Genomic DNA, 15587 nt, shown 5'->3' on the forward strand with positions numbered 1-15587 from the left:
GTGCGCTCATTCTCCCAAACGTCTTGGCTGTCCTCATCTAACGTTTCTCTGAGGAGGTCTGCGAGTGGCATGAACACTTCTCGCTACGACCTCCTCGCTTCTCAAACTCGCTCAACTAGACAGTGCCTTAAACACCAATATATAACGGATTGAAGACTTGTACTGCTGTGGCTTCGGAGACATCTACACTATCTAGTACATTGAGGTTTGGTACTTCCCGGTGAGCCGGTCACCAATCGCGTTCCCTGGTGGGTGTCTTTATTTCGGAATCCCGTCTATCGTCGCTATGGCACGACTTCTGGCGACGGGAGCGGCCGCGGTGGCAGCACTGCTGATGGGCGTCGGTCTCATCGGGATGACAGCTGGCGACTTTCGACTCGCAGGGTTTAGCTTCCTCAGTGCGAGTCTGGTTATCTACATCCGTGAGACACGGATAAAAAGCGCGTAACGGGTTCAGATATCGTTAACGCTCATCCGCTGGCTGATGACTGGCACGCTCGACGTTCTGACCACCTTGTCCGTCGTCCCGCCGAGGAGGTTCCCGAGTTTCCCGCGGAACGCTGACCCCAGAACGATTGCGTCCATTCCTTCGTCTTCGGCGAACTCCACGATTTCTTCGCTTGGCGCCCCGGTTTTGAAATGTGTCTCGTAGTCGACGCCGTGTTCTTCAGCAACAGTCCCGAGACTCGCCAGCACCTCCTCGCCGTAGTTGCGATACTCCTCGCGCATCTCCTCCTCGTCATCCCTGAGTGCGAGCGCGCGCGGTGTCCCCGGGAGGTCGATGACATACAATGCATGCACTGTCGAGTCGAGCGCAGCAGCGAGTTCGATGCCGTGTTCTGCCCCTTTCCTGGCCTCGTCGCTGCCGTCGTACGGGACGAGTATGTGGTCGTACATGGTAGCTGACTCATGTGTATTTCCCGCACACACCTGTTATAGGTTTCCCCGCTTATGGCACGAGCCGTCTGTCTGAACGCCGATGCCGGCTTACAGTGCGTCGTTCCGGGCCTTGCGTGCCACGTTGTCGACGGGATAGCCCGCGTCACGAATCGCGGTGATGATCGTCTGTGCGTGCTCTGCACCGCTTGTCTCGACGTTGAACACGAGGTAGGCCTCCCCGATTTCGAGATTCTCGACGGACCGTTCGTGCCGGACATCGTGGATATTGGCCCCCTGTCTGGCGATGACACCCGATATTTCCTCCATCACGCCCGGCTGATCGTTGATGCGGACCCGGAGCTGCAGGAGCTGTTGGCGCTCTGTGAGCGCGTGGATGAGAACCTCACGCATCTGTGTCATGTCGAGGTTCCCGCCACAGAGTAGCGGCATCACCGTCTCCCCGGACACGTCGAGGCCGTCGCTCAGCACAGCGGCCACCGAGGCGGCCCCGGCGCCTTCGACGACCTGTTTGGCCCGTTCCATCAGCAGGAGAATCGCCTGTGCGATATCGGTGTCCGAAACCGTCACGACCTCGTCTACGTTCGCCTCGATTATGCCGAGCGTCGTCTCCGAGATACCGCCGGTGGCGATACCGTCGGCGATAGTGTCGACTTCGTCAAGCACGACCGGTATCCCCTTGTCGAGGCTCTCGTGGACCGTCTCCGCACCGGTCGCCTGAACGCCGACGACACGCGTCTCGGGCGAGAGGTGTTTGATAGCAGTCGAGACACCGCTGATGAGACCACCGCCACCGATTGGAACGACAACCGTGTCGACGTCGGGGCAGTCGTGGTACATCTCCGTGCCGAGGGTCCCCTGTCCGGCGATGATGTCCAGGTCGTCGTAGGCGTGGACGAACTCGGCGTCGGCTTCCTCGACGACGGCCTTGGCATGAGACATCGTCTCCTGAAAGTCGTTGCCGACCAGTTCGACGCTCGCGCCGTAGCCTCTGGTGGCGTCAATCTTCGCCTGTGGTGCGTCCTCCGGCATGAAAATCGTCGCCTCCGCTCCGCATTTCGTCGCGGCGAGGGCGACGCCCTGAGCGTGGTTGCCAGCGCTGGCGGCGACGAATGACTCTACGCCGTCGGCGACATCCTGTGAGATTTTGTTGTACGCGCCTCTGGTTTTAAACGACCCAGTCCACTGGAGATGCTCCATCTTCAGGTGTACCTCAGCGTCGACGAACCCGCCGAGAGACGTACTCCGCTCGACCGGCGTCTTTTTTACGACTGTGTCGTCATCCAGTCGTTCGCGGGCTCGTTCGATGTCTGCGTACGTGACGGGCAGCGTGTCCGATTCTGTTTGTGTCATAATTGGTATCGTTTCGGAGCGTCTGTCAAAGTTGTTGGGTCGTGTGCTGTCCCGCTATCTGATGATTCGCTCGCGGGTCGGATCGAACAGCGGCTCGTCACGCACCGTCGCGTCGTATGTCTCGCCCTCGCACTGTATCTGAACCGACGTTCCGGCTTCGGCGTGTTCGGTCGGGACGTACGTGTAGGCGATCGACTCGTCGATACTGTAGCCGTAGTTCCCGGCCTGTACGTAGCCGAGTGTCTCACCGTCTTTCAGGACTGGTCGACCGCTCAGCATGATATCTGTCGAGTCGTCGAGCGTGACCGGGGTAATTTTGCTGTCGATACCCGCCTCGCGTGCGGTTTCCAGAGCTGCCTTGCCGATGAACTCGGTGTCCATGTCGACGGCGAAGGGCAGCCCGGCCTCGAAGGGGTTCGAGTCCGTGTCGATGTCTGTCCCCCAGAGGCGGTAGCCTTTCTCTAATCGCATGGAACTGAGCGCGCCGCCGCCCATCGGCCGAACGCCGAGGTCCTCGCCGGCGTCCTGTAACGTCTCCCAGAGGCGCTGGCCGTACTCCGTCGGCGCCCACAGCTCCCAGCCGAGTTCGCCGACATAGGAGACCCGCAGGGCGATGACCGGCACGTCGCCAACGTACATTTGCTTGGCCCGGAAGTACGGGAAGCCGTCGTTGGTCACGTCCGCATCGGTACATCGCTGGAGGAGGAGCCGCGCGTTCGGCCCCCAGAGACCGATTGTCGACTTCGCGCCCTCCTCGACGTGGACCGACACCGTCGCGGGAGCCTCGTCTTCCAGGTGACCGCCGTGGATGCCGGGGGAGTTCCCGCCGCCGGTCGTCACCATGAACGCCTCGTCGTCGAGTTTGACAACGGTGATATCTGCCAGGATGCCGCCACCCTCGTTCAGCAGCAGCGAGTACCGGACCTGACCGACATCGAGGTCCATGTCGTTGCTGCAGACCCGCTGGAGGAACGCCCCGCTGCCCTCGCCCTCGATCATAATCGAAGAGAACGTCGACATGTCGAACATCGAGACCTTCTCGCGGGTATGGAGATGCTCCGCAGCCTCGATTTTCGAGCGGTTGATGCCCTGCCAGCCGTCCTGGTCGGGAATCCGGTCCTCGTATCTTTCGACTAAGTCGGCGTTCGACTCGTACCACTGTGGCGTCTCCCAGCCGCCGCTCTGGTAGAACTCCGCGCCGAGTTCCTTTTGCTGGTGGTAGAACGGACTCGTCCGAAGTCCCCGGTGGTCGTCGGGCTGCCACCGCGGCTCGACGATGCTGTACACCTGCTCGTAGCGCTTGGCCCCGCGGTCGACAAAGTAGTCCTTCTCGCCGGCGTGGGGTTCGAACCGCCGGACGTGGATGCCGCCAGTGTCGACCGGACCGGACGGCAGCCGCGGAACGCCGTTCTCCATCCACTCGGCGAGGATGCGGCCGTAGCCGCCGGAGTGGGTCCACCAGATAGCCAGTCCGGTCCAGAGGCCGTCGACCTGCGCTGTCTCGCCAACGGCGGGCATCCCATCAGGTGTAAAGACGAAAATCCCGTTCTCGGTGGCTTCGTATTCCACGTCCTGTGTCGCCGGGAGCAGTTCGTCGAAGGCCTGCTTGGCCGATTTGTCCCGCCCGCGGTGGGTCGGCGTCTCCCAGTGTTCCTTCGTGAACCCCCTGACCGAAGCCTGGTGTTCCTCGGAGTTTTTCCCCATCGCCTCGGGGTCGACTGAGAGTGTCTCGTGGTTGTACGACCCCATCCCGAGCGCGTCGCCGTGGGTCCGGAAGTACAGCGAGTGGTCCTGGTCGCGGCCGACCGGCCGGTGTGGCCCCTCGCTCATGTACTCCGCGATGGAGCGGTCACCCGGTACGTCCAGCCCGGTCGTGTTGTCGCCGACCGAGGTCTCGGCGTCGGCGAGTTCGTCCATCGGTTCGGTGACAACGTACTGGTGTTCGACCGGCGCGATTGGCAGGTCCAGCCCGGCCAGTTGGCCAGTCTGGTAGCCCCAGTTGTTCGTCGCGATGACCGCTCGCTCGCAGTCGATTCGCCCCTGATCGGTCTCGACAGCGTTGATTTCGCCGCCCGACACGTCCAGGTCGGTGACCTCCGTGTTCCCGTAGAACGACGCCGAAGAGTGCTCCATATACCACTGGAGCGCGGCGATACCGTCGACGCGCCCGTCGGTCGGGGAGTAGTAGCCACCGAGAATTTCGTCCTCGTCGACCAGCGGGAGGTGGTCGGTGACTTCTTCGGGCGAGAGCAGTTGCGGCTCCGGCAGTCCGTACGACGTCGCCCACTCGACGCGCCGCCGGAGGAAGTCCATCCGCTCGTCGCTGCGGGCCACCTCGATGCCGCCAACCTCGTCGTAGACGCCGGCATCGGAGAGCAGTCGGCTGGTGTAGTGCGCCGTCTTCGTCTGTATTTTCGACGGCGACGTCTGGAACATGATGCCGGGCGCGTGGACTGATGACCCGCCGGTGACCGGGAGCGGTCCCTGGTCGATGACGACAACGTCCTCCACGCCGAGTTCCGTCAGGTGATACGCGACGCTACACCCGACGGCCCCGGCACCGATAACAACAGTATCCGCTCGAGACGGGGGAGTCTCTGTGCTCATGTATCTCGTTTGGGACTGTTTCTGTCACAATCTTAAATACACCGGTGGGGAGAACCACGCAAAGAGGAGATTTCCGGGTAGAGCGGCACAGTGTCGATTATTCGGCCGGTATCTGAGCGTCTGTTGTCCGTCGCAAACAGGGAGTAAACGGCCAGTCGGACTGAACCACAGCGTGTTACAATCCCGATAGAATCAGCGGCGGGTCGGAGGTTGCTCTCAGACGAGCGGCTCCTCGCGGACCGTCGCGTCGTATCGCTCCCCTTCGTAGAGGATTTCGACGCTGGTTCCGGGTTCAGCGTACTCCGGCGGCAGGTACGTGTAGGCGACACACGCGCCTTCAGTGTAGCCGTACTCGGCGCTGTGGAGATAGCCGATGGTCTCGTCACCGTCGAGGACTGGCTTGTTGTCCAACACGACGGCGTCCTCGTCGTCGAGGGTCAGACAGGCGACCTTGTGGTCGATGTTGTCGCCGTCGGCGGCCGCCGCGACCGCCTCCTTGCCGATGAAGTCGGTTTCGAGGTCGACGGCCCAGCCGAGGCCCGCCTCGTAGGGGTTGTGCTCCGTGTGGAGGTCCTTCCCCCAGAGCCGGAAGCCCTTCTCGATGCGGAGCGAATCGAGCGCGCCGTTGCCGTACGGGCGGATGCCGTACTCCTCGCCGGCCTCCATGATGTGCTCCCAGAGGCGTTCGCCGTACTCAGAGGGCGTGTACAGCTCCCAGCCGAGTTCGCCCGCATAGGAGACGCGGAGCGCAGTGACGGGGATGTTCTCGACGAAGAACTGCTGGCTCGTAAAAAAGGGGAAGGCGTCGTCCGAGAGGTCGACGTCGGTGACCTTCGAGAGGACCTTCCGGGCGTTCGGGCCGGTACAGACCATCGCCGCCAGGTTCGATGTTACGTCGTTGACGACCACGTCGCCGGGGGACTGCTCGCGCACCCACGCGACGTGGTTGTTCCCGACCTCGCGGCCGGTCGTCAGCAGGAGGTAGCGGTCCTCATCGGTCCGGGTGACCGTGATGTCGGCCCGGACGCCGCCGCCCTCGTTGCACATCAGCGTGTACTTCACGTCGCCCACGTCGATGTCCATGTCGTTCGTACAGAGGTACTGGACGAACTCACCGGCGTCGCTCCCGATGACCTCCATCTTATTGAACGATGTCATGTCGTGGAGACCGACGTTGTTCCGGACGTTCAGCGCCTCCGCGCCCTCGATTGGCGACCAGTACTTCGCCTCCCAGCCCTCGCGGTCGGGGATCCGGTCACCGTACTCCGCCAGCAGGTCGGCGTTGGAGTCGAACCAGTGTGGCTCCTCCCAGCCGGCCTCAGCCCACAGTTCGGCGTCGTACTCCTTGTGTGTGTGGTACATCGGGGTCCGACGGATGTCCCGCTGTTTGTCGGTCCAGACCCACTTGGGGTGCATGATGTTGTAGACGATGCGGTACTCCTCGCCGCCGATGTCCCGAGCGAAGTCCCAACTGCCCTCGTGCTCGTCGAAGCGGTTCACGTCGCAGTGGGCGAGGTCAATCGGGCCGTCAGGGAGGCGCGGGACGCCGTGTTCCATCCACTCGGCGAGGGCCTTGCCGGCACCGCCGGCGTGCGTGACCCAGATGGCCGCCGCCGTCCAGAGACCGTCGTACTCCTGGACCGGTCCCATCACGGGGAGGCCGGTGGGCGACTCCGCGAACATGCCGTTGTACTTGTGTTCGAGTTCCTTGCCGGCCGTCGCGGGCAACAGCTCGTCGCTGGCCTGGCGCGGGGCCTTGTCCGGCCGGTCCGGGTGGGTCGCGTTGTTCATGTGGTAGTCGGTGAACTCGTGGACCGATCCCTGCTCGCCGTCGGGGTCGTTCCCGCCGAGTTCCTGTGGGTCTGGCACGATTGGCTCGTGATTGTACGAGCCGATGCCGTAGGAATCCCCGTGGTTCCGGTAGTACATCGCGTTATCCTGGTCGCGGAGAATCGGCCGGTCTGGCCCGACGAGAAGTCGCTTCGCCTTCTCTCCGGAGACGTTCTCGTAGTTCTCGAACAGCGGGTGGTCAGTGATGTCGACCGCGCTGTCGGCCAGTTCATCCAGCGACTCCGTCATCGTGTACTGGTGCTCGACCGGCGTCACCGGCAGGTGGACGCCGAGCTTCTCGCCGAGCTGGCGGGCCCAGATGTTCGTCGCCACGACGACCTCGTTACACTCGATGGTGCCGTTCTCCGTGACGACGGCCCGCACCGAGCCGTTCTCGGTCTCCACGTCCTCGGTGCGGGTATGCGGGACGAATTTCGCACCCCGGTCCATCGCTTCCCGGGCCAGCGCGTCACAGGCGACGACGCCCGAGACCTGGCCGTCCGTCGGGGAGTAGTAGCCGCCCTTGATCTGGTCGGCGTCGACCAGCGGGAGGTGGTCGGTGACTTCCTCTGGGGACAGCAACTGCGGGTCTTCGATGCCCCAGGCCTTCGCGTATTCGACGCGGCGCTGGAGGAAGTCCATGCGCTCCTCGCTCCGGGCCACCTCGATGCCACCTGTTTCGTTGTACGCCTGGTGTCCGTCAGCCCCTTCGAGGTCCGAGTACAGCCGACGGCTGTAATCCGCAAACTGGCTGAGGACCTTCGGTTCTGCGGTCTGGAACATGATTCCGGGGGCGTGCGTCGACGATCCACCCGTAGTCGGCATCGGCCCCTGGTCAACCACGACCACGTCTTCGCGGCCGAGGTCTGTCAGCTGGTACGCGATGTTACAGCCGACGATTCCAGCACCGACGATGACGGTATCGGCATGGGTCGGCAGGCTATCGGTTGGCTCCATGGCTCTGGATAGAACGTGCTATGGCGTGGCAATATAGTTACCGCCTAACCCCTCTCCTTTGCAAAATAAAAACGAATTGTCACGTAGTGTTTCAGAATAACAGAAGTACCATTGTTAATAGATTTGGGCCCCCCTGTGGTGATTGTCGCCGTCGTTCAGAGACTCCAAGTCGCGTCCGACAGACAGATTGTACTGCCACGTTATGTATTCATAATCCAGCAGAGTGTCCCCAGCGGTGCGTTCACCCCATCGACGGCAGCGTATCAGCCAGCGCTTCTGTCCTGAAAGAGAACCACAGGACCGCGCTATCGGCCCGGTGCAGCGCCCACTCCCAGCGTTTTTGTCCGCGCGCCGCCGGCCCTTGGTATGGACTACGCGCCCGTCACGCACACGACGACTGACCGACAGCTCGGACGATTGCCGTCAGGGCGAGACGTGTCTGTGACTGTCCACCGGTACGTCGGCGGTTCCGGACCGACTGTGTATATTCAGGCGGCGCAACACGGCATCGAACTCAACGGTCCAGCCGCGTTGCGACGGCTCCACGACCGCCTGACTGACGTGGCCATCGCTGGGAGGGTGCTTGTCGTCCCAGTGGTGAACCAGCTTGCGTTCGACCACCGGTCATACATGACCCCCGGTGAGTACGACGTGATGAACCCGAACCTGAACCGCGTGTGGCCGGGCGACGAGTGCGGGAGCTTACAGGAGCAGTTCGCCGCCCGACTGTGGGAACTCGTCAAAGGCGCCGACGCGGCAGTCGACCTCCACACAGGCACGGCAGATATGCTGGAACACGTCAGATGCCGGGCGGGCGACCCGGCCGCCGAGCGCCTCGCCGAAGCGTTCGGTACGTCCTACAGGCTCACCGACGTACCCGATGACACAGACGACGACAAGTCCGAAAGGACGTTCCGGGCTGCGACTGCAGCAGCCGGGATTCCAGTTATCACTGCAGAACTGTCGAACAGTCGTCGGATTGTACAGGACGCGGTTGCAGCGGGTGTCGACGGGATACAGAATCTTCTACGCGAGCGTGGCGTTCTCCCTGAAGAACCCGAGTCGAAACCGTCACAAACGGTACTCCGAAACGATGCGGAGCCGGTCACCGCGTCGGAATCGGGGCTGTTCGAATCCCGGCCAGACATCACCGTCGGCGACACTGTCGACGCCGGGGAGCGACTGGGAACTGTATACGAACCAGCCTCCTTCGAGCAACAACAGGTTGTTCCAGCGACAGAACGAGGAGTGATATTCTCGATTGCCAGGGAGTCCGTCGTCGTGAAGGGGGAGCGTCTCGCGGGTATCGCGATACCGGGATAACCGGCTCACCACGAGGGCGCACCGACGAGTTCTGTTTCAGAGATGTGGTGGTAGCCGTAGTTCTGTGGGAGTTTATAAATGGGTTCGGTATTCCACACCCATCTCTACACCATAACGTGTCATAGTCACTCAATGACATGGGACTCCACACCGCTTTCACGGCGCTCGCGGAGGTTATCGATGCGTACGAATCCCGCGGTCGGTCCATCAAGACCGTCGAAGCATCGCCTGCCGACATCGGTGGTGCAGTCCTCGATGTGACGGTGGCAATGCCGGTCTCGTTGCGTTCCGGTGGCGGCGCTGACGAGAGTCTCACGCCGGAGACTGCGAGGTTGACCGAGAGTGGTGACCTCGAGGTCACGTTCTCCCCACCGGCTGCCGAACTCCCGTCGACTTCCGGTGTCTCACTGTCGATATGCGACGCTTCGGCGACGGTCACCAACGATGGCCTGCTCCTGACGGTGCATCTAACAATCGACGCCACGGATGCACCAGAGGGGGCAGCCAGCGCCGACTGCGGGCCTGACCGGGCAGGCTCCAGCGACACAGCGACCACCACACCACGTTCGGCCGGGACCGTCGAGGGTGACGATGACCCGGTCGATGGGTCGGCCGTCTCGGCTGCAGAGTCTACCAGCGACGGAGAAAGCGGGTCACAGGAAAACTCACTGGCAGGCGACGCGTCTACGGCGGATGCGCAGTCGGGTCACGACACCGACTCTGAACCCGACCCATACGCCGCCGTCCGCGACGACTCCGTGCCACCGTACGAGGACACCGACTACCTGCAAGCACTGTACGACGGATGCGACAACTTCAGAGAAATCGCCGACAAAATACAGATGGACGTGTCCTCCGAGACAGTCCGACGGTACATGATAGAAGCGGATATCCACGTCCCGAACACGTACAACACCTCCAGTGACGACGAGGAAGACCCGTCGACCGAATCAGGTGCCTCGGACGAGGACGCGACTCAGTCCGGAGCTACGGATGAGGACGAACAGGTCACTGTGGTTAAGCCTGTCTCGGCTGAGTCATCCGGTCCCGCCGACGAGTCAGTCGGAGAACTTCCCGACGAACAACTGGTCACCGACGGGATCGGACTCCCGGCTGAGGTCCAGTTGCGAGACGTCGCGGACGCGGTCGTCGAGTCAGACACGGTGTATGAGGTGCAGCGATGTCTGGGGCTTGACCGCAGCCAGGCCCGGGACCTGCTTGAGGAGCTCAATCTGTTAGACCTCGTCCTGTGCCGACTGGCAGACGAACCGGAGCATACTGTCTCCTACAGCAGAGTGGCGAGTCGAATCCGGCAGTGTGCGCCACATAGTGCGTGATGACCGCGGTTTCTTATAAATGGGTTCGATGCCCCACCCACAGAGAAAAGTACGGGTATGTGTTATATGTGCCAACACATGGCCCTCGGAACTCACGCAGTCTCAAACAGTCAGGGTGTCCAGACGCTGCTGACGAGCGCCCGATTCGAACTGATGCCGTTCGAGAGCTTCGACGAGGAAATCACCCACCTTCCCGACGACGCGACCATCGCAATTACGACCTCGCCACAGCTCGGTATCGAGAAGACCGTCGAAAAGACGGAGCAAGCCGCTGCAATGGGGTACGATGTCGTGCCACACGTCGCAGCCCGCTACGTGGAAGACCGGGCGCAACTCGAAGCAATAGCCGAGCGACTGGACCAGGCAGGCATTACGGACATTTTCGTCCCTGGCGGTGACCGCGAAGAACCGGCCGGCGAGTTCGAGTCGGCGCTCGACCTGCTCGAAGCGCTCGCGGACACCGAGTACGACTTCGAGGAGGTGGGCATCACGGGCTACCCCGAGGGGCACGACTTCATCGACGACGAGACGCTGGCGGAGTCGATGGCACGGAAAGCACCGTACGCAACGTACATCGTCACGCAACTCTGCTACGACCCGGATGCTGTGTTGGAGTGGGTCGAAGAGATCCGTGCTCGCGGTATCGAACTCCCGGTCGAAGTCGGCATCCCGGGGGTAATGAACTACCAGCGACTGATGCAAATCTCCCAGAAAGTCGGTGTCGGTGACTCGATCAAATTCCTCAGAAAGACCACAGGCATTCTCGGATTCGTCAAGCAACTGGTCGGTTCTCGCGGGACCTACGAACCAGACGAACTCATCGACGGCCTCGCGCCATACGTCGGAGACAACGACTACAACATCCGGGGCATCCACATCTACACTTTCAATCAGACGCCCGACACGGAGAAATGGCGGCACAAGCGTCTCGATTCCTGACCCCGACTGATTGCCCGGACTCGGACGGCCTCCCGACAACCACCTGTTTCCGACCGTATTGTAGTCTCTGACAGCGGATAGTGGTGTGTCCCGATAACCACACCGCAGTACAACGAGAGGCGACGTGGATATTCAGCAGACACATCTGTCCAGCGACAGCAAAGCAGGACTGAGTGACGTGTCAAAGCAGCGTAGCGCTACGACAGTTTCAGTGAGCACCGGGACGGCAGTCAAAGAATAAAATCGGCGGACGACAGCGAAGTGCGCTGGCTGCCGGGACAGGCGGAGTCCGGGAGTTAGTCGTCGCTTTCGGCTTCTTTGCGGGCGTTGAGCTTCGCCTGCTCACGGGCGCTGGGATTGACCGACTCCTTGAACGGCACCTTCGCGGCGGTGGCGAACACCGGTTCGCCGGGTTCCTCTGCGTACTCGTCTGGGAGATGAACCTGGAACTCTAAGTCCAGTTCCTCGTCGTAAATCTCGTCGTTGAGCGGCGTATCTGTGACTTCCTGAATCTTCTCGGCCGGGACGAACCCCATCCCGATGTTGGTTTCGAGGTCCGGGTTCCACCACGGGGACGTGAGGTAGCCACACTCCTCGCCCGTGTCCGGATCAGAGATAAGCCAGAAGTCGGGGGCGTAGTCGCGGATCGGCTCACCGGCAATCTTCAGACCGATAAGCTTGTGCTGGAACGGGTAGTTACCGTTCTCGATCTGTTCTTTCTGCTCTTCAAGCACCTCTTTCCCGATGTAGTCGGCCTCCTTGTCGTCGGGAACGTGATAGCCGAGATTGACCTGGAACGGAGAGGTCTCGTGGTCAAGGTCCTGACCCCAGGACATGATGCCAGCGGCAATCCGGCGGTGGTGTCCCGGCGCGATCTGGCGGCCACCGTGGTCTTTGACGGACTCCATAACTGGGTCCCATACCTTCTCAGCGTCCTCGTGGGCGTTTCGGACGTAAATCTCGAACCCTTTCTCACCGGAGAAACCGGTCTGGCTGATGAGCACGTCGGCCCCGTTGATTTCGCCGTCCATCAGGCCGTAGTACGGGACATCTTTGACCTCGTCGCCGACGACATCGACCATCACGTCAAGCGCTTTCGGACCCTGTATCTGCATCGGTGCGACGTCGATCTCGTCGATTTCGACGTCGAAATCGTTGTCGACGTTGACACCTTGGAGCCACTGCATCAGCGTCGAGTCCGAGATGGAGAACCAGAACTCGTCTTCCTCGGGACGCAGGAGGACGGGGTCGTTCAGGACGCCGCCGTCCTCGTTACAGAGGATGACGTACTTCCCGTCCATGGCGTCCATACCTGTCACGTCGCGTGTGACGACGTAGTTCGTTAGCGCTTCGGCGTCAGGCCCTTTGACACGAATCTGGCGCTCTACGGCAACGTCCCAGAGGGTGACGGTGTTGGTCAGTGCGTCGTACTCCTTCATCACACCGCCATCCTCGGGTTCGATGAGGCCGCGCGGGTGATAGAGACGGTTGTAGACGGTTGCCCGCCAGGCACCCTCCTCATTGAATGACTTGTGGAAGAACGGAGACTTTCGAACGCGCGTCGACACCAACATCTCGATGTTGGGGTCACCAGTCTGGCGGAGGTTACGTGGGACGGTCCGGTCTGACTGGTCGACACTGGGATGATTAGGATGTTCCTCGTTACCGGTCATGCCTCTGAAAGAAGATGTGAAATGCTAATAAAAGATACTGTTACTTGCTTCTGGGATTTATATACGGGTTAGAGTTGACTGGCAGGGACGATGCTCTGAACCGTTGTTTTACACCTCCTGAGCACGAAACAGTATCTGAGCACGTAATCGTATGACACGGCTGAGGCTGGAAAGTACGGGACGAAACGCCCGGCACAGCGCAGCCGTTGTGACTGCTCAGACAGAGATCATTCCGAGCAACTGCTTGTTCGAGTGTAGCTCACGATAGCGAACTCGCTGTGTGTCGTTCGGTCGGTCTCAGTCCAGCACGACCAGTCGACTGTCGGAAAGACCACATCGCCATCGAAAGGAGCTGTTACTTCGGTCAGAACCAACTCGTCAGCCCGTTGGAGAAACTGTTCGTACACTGTCGCCCCGCCGATGACGTACGTCGTAGATGCACCACTATCGGCCGCTGCTGACAACGCCGACGTCGTCGATGTAACGGCCGTAACACTCTCGGGAAGGCGATTCGGTGTCGTAGTCAAGACGATGTTCAGTCGCTTCGGCAGCGGGCCACCAAGGTCATGCTGAATACTCTCGAAGGTTCGCCGCCCCATAATCACGGGATGACCGACTGTTGTCTGCTTGAAATGTGCCAGGTCTTCGGGATACTGCCACGGTATGTCGCCGCCAGCGCCGATCACGCCGTTAGCTGCGACGGCAGCGATCAATGAGACTTTCATACATACCACTTTGTCGGGCTCCTAAGAATAAGTCCGTCCCGGTCGATGAGTGAGGTCACCGCTCGGAATTCACGCATCATTTTCGCTGCCCGAGTTGGAGACACAGGTGCAAGAATTCTACCAGGTCTTGAGTATCGTACTTCCACCGTTTGTGACCAGTAAGATGTTGTCACAGCAGTGCTAGCCCGGACCGTGATAGCGCATCTCGCGCGCCGCTTATGTGGGTCAGCCATATAAAATGTTGTATGGATACGATTCACCTGTCGCCCGGACCCGCCGCTGCTCAGGCGTTTCGCCTGGGAATCGTTGCGAGCGCTGTCGGTGGGCTCGCCGGAATCGCAACCCTGTATTGGCTAGACGTTCTGACGCCGCTGTTTGCTGGATACGTGCTCGTTCTCCTGTTCCCCGTGTATCTCGTCTTCGCCGCGACAGCGTTGAGCGTGTGGTTGGGATACAACAAAGATGCGACAGCGTTACGGCCAGTCTATCGGCAAAAAGATTCGAGCAGGCAATCGAAGTAGCATCTAGCAGCTAAAGGGATCTAATATTCGCCCGATAGCTGTCTTTTTGCTGTTTTTAGACAGAAACTGTCGGATTTGCTTTCAGATGTGAGTCGATATGAACAGCAGAAGTTGCTACTGGCAAAGCCGCGAGAAGCCCTTTCCGAGCACCCACTGATCTCCGACTTTCGAACTCACTTCTCTCGGTCTATTAACGTCGCCGCAATGAGGTTCCGCATCCCACGCCGGAGTCTGCCGCTCATCGCTGTCGAGGATAGTCCGATTTCGTCGGCGACTTCGTTCAGCGAGATATCTCTGGGCTCTCCGAAATAGCCGTTTTCGTACGCAGTTGTCAGGGCGGTCCGCTGTTCGTCAGTCAGTCCGTACGACGACTCGCCTCCGGTGTCCGTGTTTCCGTATATTTCGATTATATCGAGTGAGATATCGTTCTCGTTTGCATATTCCCAGATCGTATTGAGCGCGTCGCGGTCCGGGAGCAGGAGTCGGACGAGCCACCCGTTGCCCTTCGTCTCTGTATGAACGAGAAAACCGTTGACATCGGTAACAACGGAGCTGATGAGTTTCGTTTCAGGAGTGTGTTCGATGTAGTATATGCCAGTCTGGTCGGTCCAGTCGACAAGATCGTAACTCTGGACTGTCGGGTCGGCATCGAGCATCTCCTCGAGTCGTTCCCTGTCGTGATACTCGATAAGGAACGGAAACACAGTGGATCCCGGGTCGGTGTTCCCCTGTGTAATAACGCGGATGGTTATCTCTCCAAGGTTCTGTAAGGTTGGAACCAGCGCGAGGCGTTCGTGTTCGATGTGTATTTTGGTCGTTATCGACATTGTGTGGGACGGGACTGCTCTCGAGGCGTCAAAGATCAATACGAGCTGGACAGCTGAACAGCAGTATCGGTGAGTTACTGTGTATATGCTGGGTCTCTACGTCAATGTTTACATACACAGGTGCACACACGAGGGCAAAAATATAAATCTGACTGTACTCCGAGCGAGTACAGGCCGGGCTGAGTAGTGTGTTTTCACCGTTGAGAACGGATATGGGACCTGTCCTGGGAACAGACCGGACGGAAACTGGTCGAAAAACTGTGTGGCACAGATTTACTCAATGCAGCGACAGCCGCTCTACTGACAATATGTATTAATAATCATTTTAAACCGCCCGTAATAAATGCCCGTGATTATCCACCAGGGACCTTAGCATGTTGTGGCTAATATAATATATTGAAATGAGCACCCAACAAAACAGGACAACAGAGAACAGCAAGTTCTCCACCGACGATTTCTATCTGCCGGCAGTCGCACTGCCACCGAACTTCGGGCGCATCGAGTCGGTCGTTTCCGACCTCTTTGATTTCCACGGTGTCGTGTTGATTCCGGACAGTTACAATAAGTAATTCCCCAACCCACCGGTTTGCATTCTATC

Annotated in this window: 13 protein-coding genes and 1 pseudogene; 6 read left to right on the plus strand and 8 right to left on the minus strand. The window is 60.1% G+C overall.

All coding sequences use genetic code 11. The features are described from left to right. Positions 1-71, minus strand: a pseudogene (locus tag D3D01_RS13215) (IS6 family transposase); the annotation flags it as partial. A 215-nt stretch (positions 72-286) separates the two neighbouring features. Here D3D01_RS13215 and D3D01_RS23700 point away from each other — a divergent pair. Beyond that, positions 287-448, plus strand: coding sequence for a hypothetical protein (locus D3D01_RS23700; protein WP_157829452.1), 162 nt, complete (start codon positions 287-289; stop codon positions 446-448). Between the two features lie 5 nt (positions 449-453). On the opposite strand, the gene D3D01_RS13220 is transcribed toward D3D01_RS23700, so the two are convergent. From D3D01_RS13220 to D3D01_RS13235, 4 genes are all read right to left on the minus strand, one after another. Next, on the minus strand, positions 454-897 hold the full coding sequence (locus D3D01_RS13220) for a universal stress protein (protein WP_121512499.1): 444 nt from the start codon (positions 895-897) through the stop codon (positions 454-456). 90 nt (positions 898-987) lie between these two features. After that, positions 988-2250: a threonine ammonia-lyase gene (ilvA, locus tag D3D01_RS13225; protein ID WP_121512500.1), complete on the minus strand. Its 1263-nt coding sequence runs from the start codon at positions 2248-2250 to the stop codon at positions 988-990. Between the two features lie 54 nt (positions 2251-2304). Continuing rightward, positions 2305-4857 carry an FAD-dependent oxidoreductase gene (locus tag D3D01_RS13230; RefSeq protein ID WP_121512501.1) on the minus strand — a complete coding sequence of 851 codons (2553 nt, stop codon included), beginning with the start codon at positions 4855-4857 and terminating at the stop codon, positions 2305-2307. Between the two features lie 216 nt (positions 4858-5073). Further along, positions 5074-7644 (minus strand): FAD-dependent oxidoreductase, encoded by a 2571-nt coding sequence (locus tag D3D01_RS13235; protein WP_121512502.1) that lies wholly within the window; start codon positions 7642-7644, stop codon positions 5074-5076. A gap of 366 nt (positions 7645-8010) precedes the next feature. Between D3D01_RS13235 and D3D01_RS13240 the strand changes: the two genes are divergently transcribed. The 3 genes from D3D01_RS13240 (at position 8011) to D3D01_RS13250 (ending at position 11243) form a co-directional block, all read left to right on the plus strand. Continuing rightward, positions 8011-8967, plus strand: a complete 957-nt coding sequence (locus D3D01_RS13240; RefSeq protein WP_121512503.1) for a succinylglutamate desuccinylase/aspartoacylase family protein — start codon at positions 8011-8013, stop codon at positions 8965-8967. A 137-nt stretch (positions 8968-9104) separates the two neighbouring features. Continuing rightward, positions 9105-10304, plus strand: a complete 1200-nt coding sequence (locus D3D01_RS13245; RefSeq protein WP_121512504.1) for a hypothetical protein — start codon at positions 9105-9107, stop codon at positions 10302-10304. A gap of 78 nt (positions 10305-10382) precedes the next feature. Further along, positions 10383-11243 carry a methylenetetrahydrofolate reductase gene (locus tag D3D01_RS13250; protein ID WP_121512505.1) on the plus strand — a complete coding sequence of 287 codons (861 nt, stop codon included), beginning with the start codon at positions 10383-10385 and terminating at the stop codon, positions 11241-11243. A gap of 296 nt (positions 11244-11539) precedes the next feature. On the opposite strand, the gene D3D01_RS13255 is transcribed toward D3D01_RS13250, so the two are convergent. After that, positions 11540-12916: a glycine cleavage system protein T gene (locus tag D3D01_RS13255; RefSeq protein ID WP_101351784.1), complete on the minus strand. Its 1377-nt coding sequence runs from the start codon at positions 12914-12916 to the stop codon at positions 11540-11542. Between the two features lie 227 nt (positions 12917-13143). After that, complete coding sequence (locus D3D01_RS13260) at positions 13144-13641, minus strand: dihydrofolate reductase (protein WP_121512506.1); 498 nt, start codon at positions 13639-13641, stop codon at positions 13144-13146. Positions 13642-13886: 245 nt separating this feature from the next. On the opposite strand from D3D01_RS13260, the gene D3D01_RS13265 reads away from it, so the two are divergent. Continuing rightward, complete coding sequence (locus D3D01_RS13265; protein WP_101351782.1) at positions 13887-14162, plus strand: hypothetical protein; 276 nt, start codon at positions 13887-13889, stop codon at positions 14160-14162. A gap of 173 nt (positions 14163-14335) precedes the next feature. On the opposite strand, the gene D3D01_RS13270 is transcribed toward D3D01_RS13265, so the two are convergent. Continuing rightward, complete coding sequence (locus D3D01_RS13270; protein WP_101351781.1) at positions 14336-14989, minus strand: helix-turn-helix domain-containing protein; 654 nt, start codon at positions 14987-14989, stop codon at positions 14336-14338. Between the two features lie 401 nt (positions 14990-15390). Between D3D01_RS13270 and D3D01_RS24105 the strand changes: the two genes are divergently transcribed. Beyond that, positions 15391-15558: a hypothetical protein gene (locus tag D3D01_RS24105; protein WP_198560252.1), complete on the plus strand. Its 168-nt coding sequence runs from the start codon at positions 15391-15393 to the stop codon at positions 15556-15558. Positions 15559-15587 lie beyond the last annotated feature (29 nt).

Source organism: Haloarcula sp. Atlit-7R (genome assembly GCF_003666065.1).
GTDB classification, from domain to species: domain Archaea; phylum Halobacteriota; class Halobacteria; order Halobacteriales; family Haloarculaceae; genus Haloarcula; species Haloarcula taiwanensis.

Excerpts from the sequence above, each read along its gene's own strand:
- D3D01_RS23700 (WP_157829452.1), top strand. The coding sequence starts at position 287 with ATGGCACGACTTCTGGCGACGGGAGCGGCCGCGGTGGCAGCACTGCTG.
- D3D01_RS13220 (WP_121512499.1), bottom strand. The coding sequence starts at position 897 with ATGTACGACCACATACTCGTCCCGTACGACGGCAGCGACGAGGCCAGG.
- ilvA (WP_121512500.1), bottom strand. The coding sequence starts at position 2,250 with ATGACACAAACAGAATCGGACACGCTGCCCGTCACGTACGCAGACATC.
- D3D01_RS13230 (WP_121512501.1), bottom strand. The coding sequence starts at position 4,857 with ATGAGCACAGAGACTCCCCCGTCTCGAGCGGATACTGTTGTTATCGGT.
- D3D01_RS13235 (WP_121512502.1), bottom strand. The coding sequence starts at position 7,644 with ATGGAGCCAACCGATAGCCTGCCGACCCATGCCGATACCGTCATCGTC.
- D3D01_RS13240 (WP_121512503.1), top strand. The coding sequence starts at position 8,011 with ATGGACTACGCGCCCGTCACGCACACGACGACTGACCGACAGCTCGGA.
- D3D01_RS13245 (WP_121512504.1), top strand. The coding sequence starts at position 9,105 with ATGGGACTCCACACCGCTTTCACGGCGCTCGCGGAGGTTATCGATGCG.
- D3D01_RS13250 (WP_121512505.1), top strand. The coding sequence starts at position 10,383 with ATGGCCCTCGGAACTCACGCAGTCTCAAACAGTCAGGGTGTCCAGACG.
- D3D01_RS13255 (WP_101351784.1), bottom strand. The coding sequence starts at position 12,916 with ATGACCGGTAACGAGGAACATCCTAATCATCCCAGTGTCGACCAGTCA.
- D3D01_RS13260 (WP_121512506.1), bottom strand. The coding sequence starts at position 13,641 with ATGAAAGTCTCATTGATCGCTGCCGTCGCAGCTAACGGCGTGATCGGC.
- D3D01_RS13265 (WP_101351782.1), top strand. The coding sequence starts at position 13,887 with ATGGATACGATTCACCTGTCGCCCGGACCCGCCGCTGCTCAGGCGTTT.
- D3D01_RS13270 (WP_101351781.1), bottom strand. The coding sequence starts at position 14,989 with ATGTCGATAACGACCAAAATACACATCGAACACGAACGCCTCGCGCTG.
- D3D01_RS24105 (WP_198560252.1), top strand. The coding sequence starts at position 15,391 with ATGAGCACCCAACAAAACAGGACAACAGAGAACAGCAAGTTCTCCACC.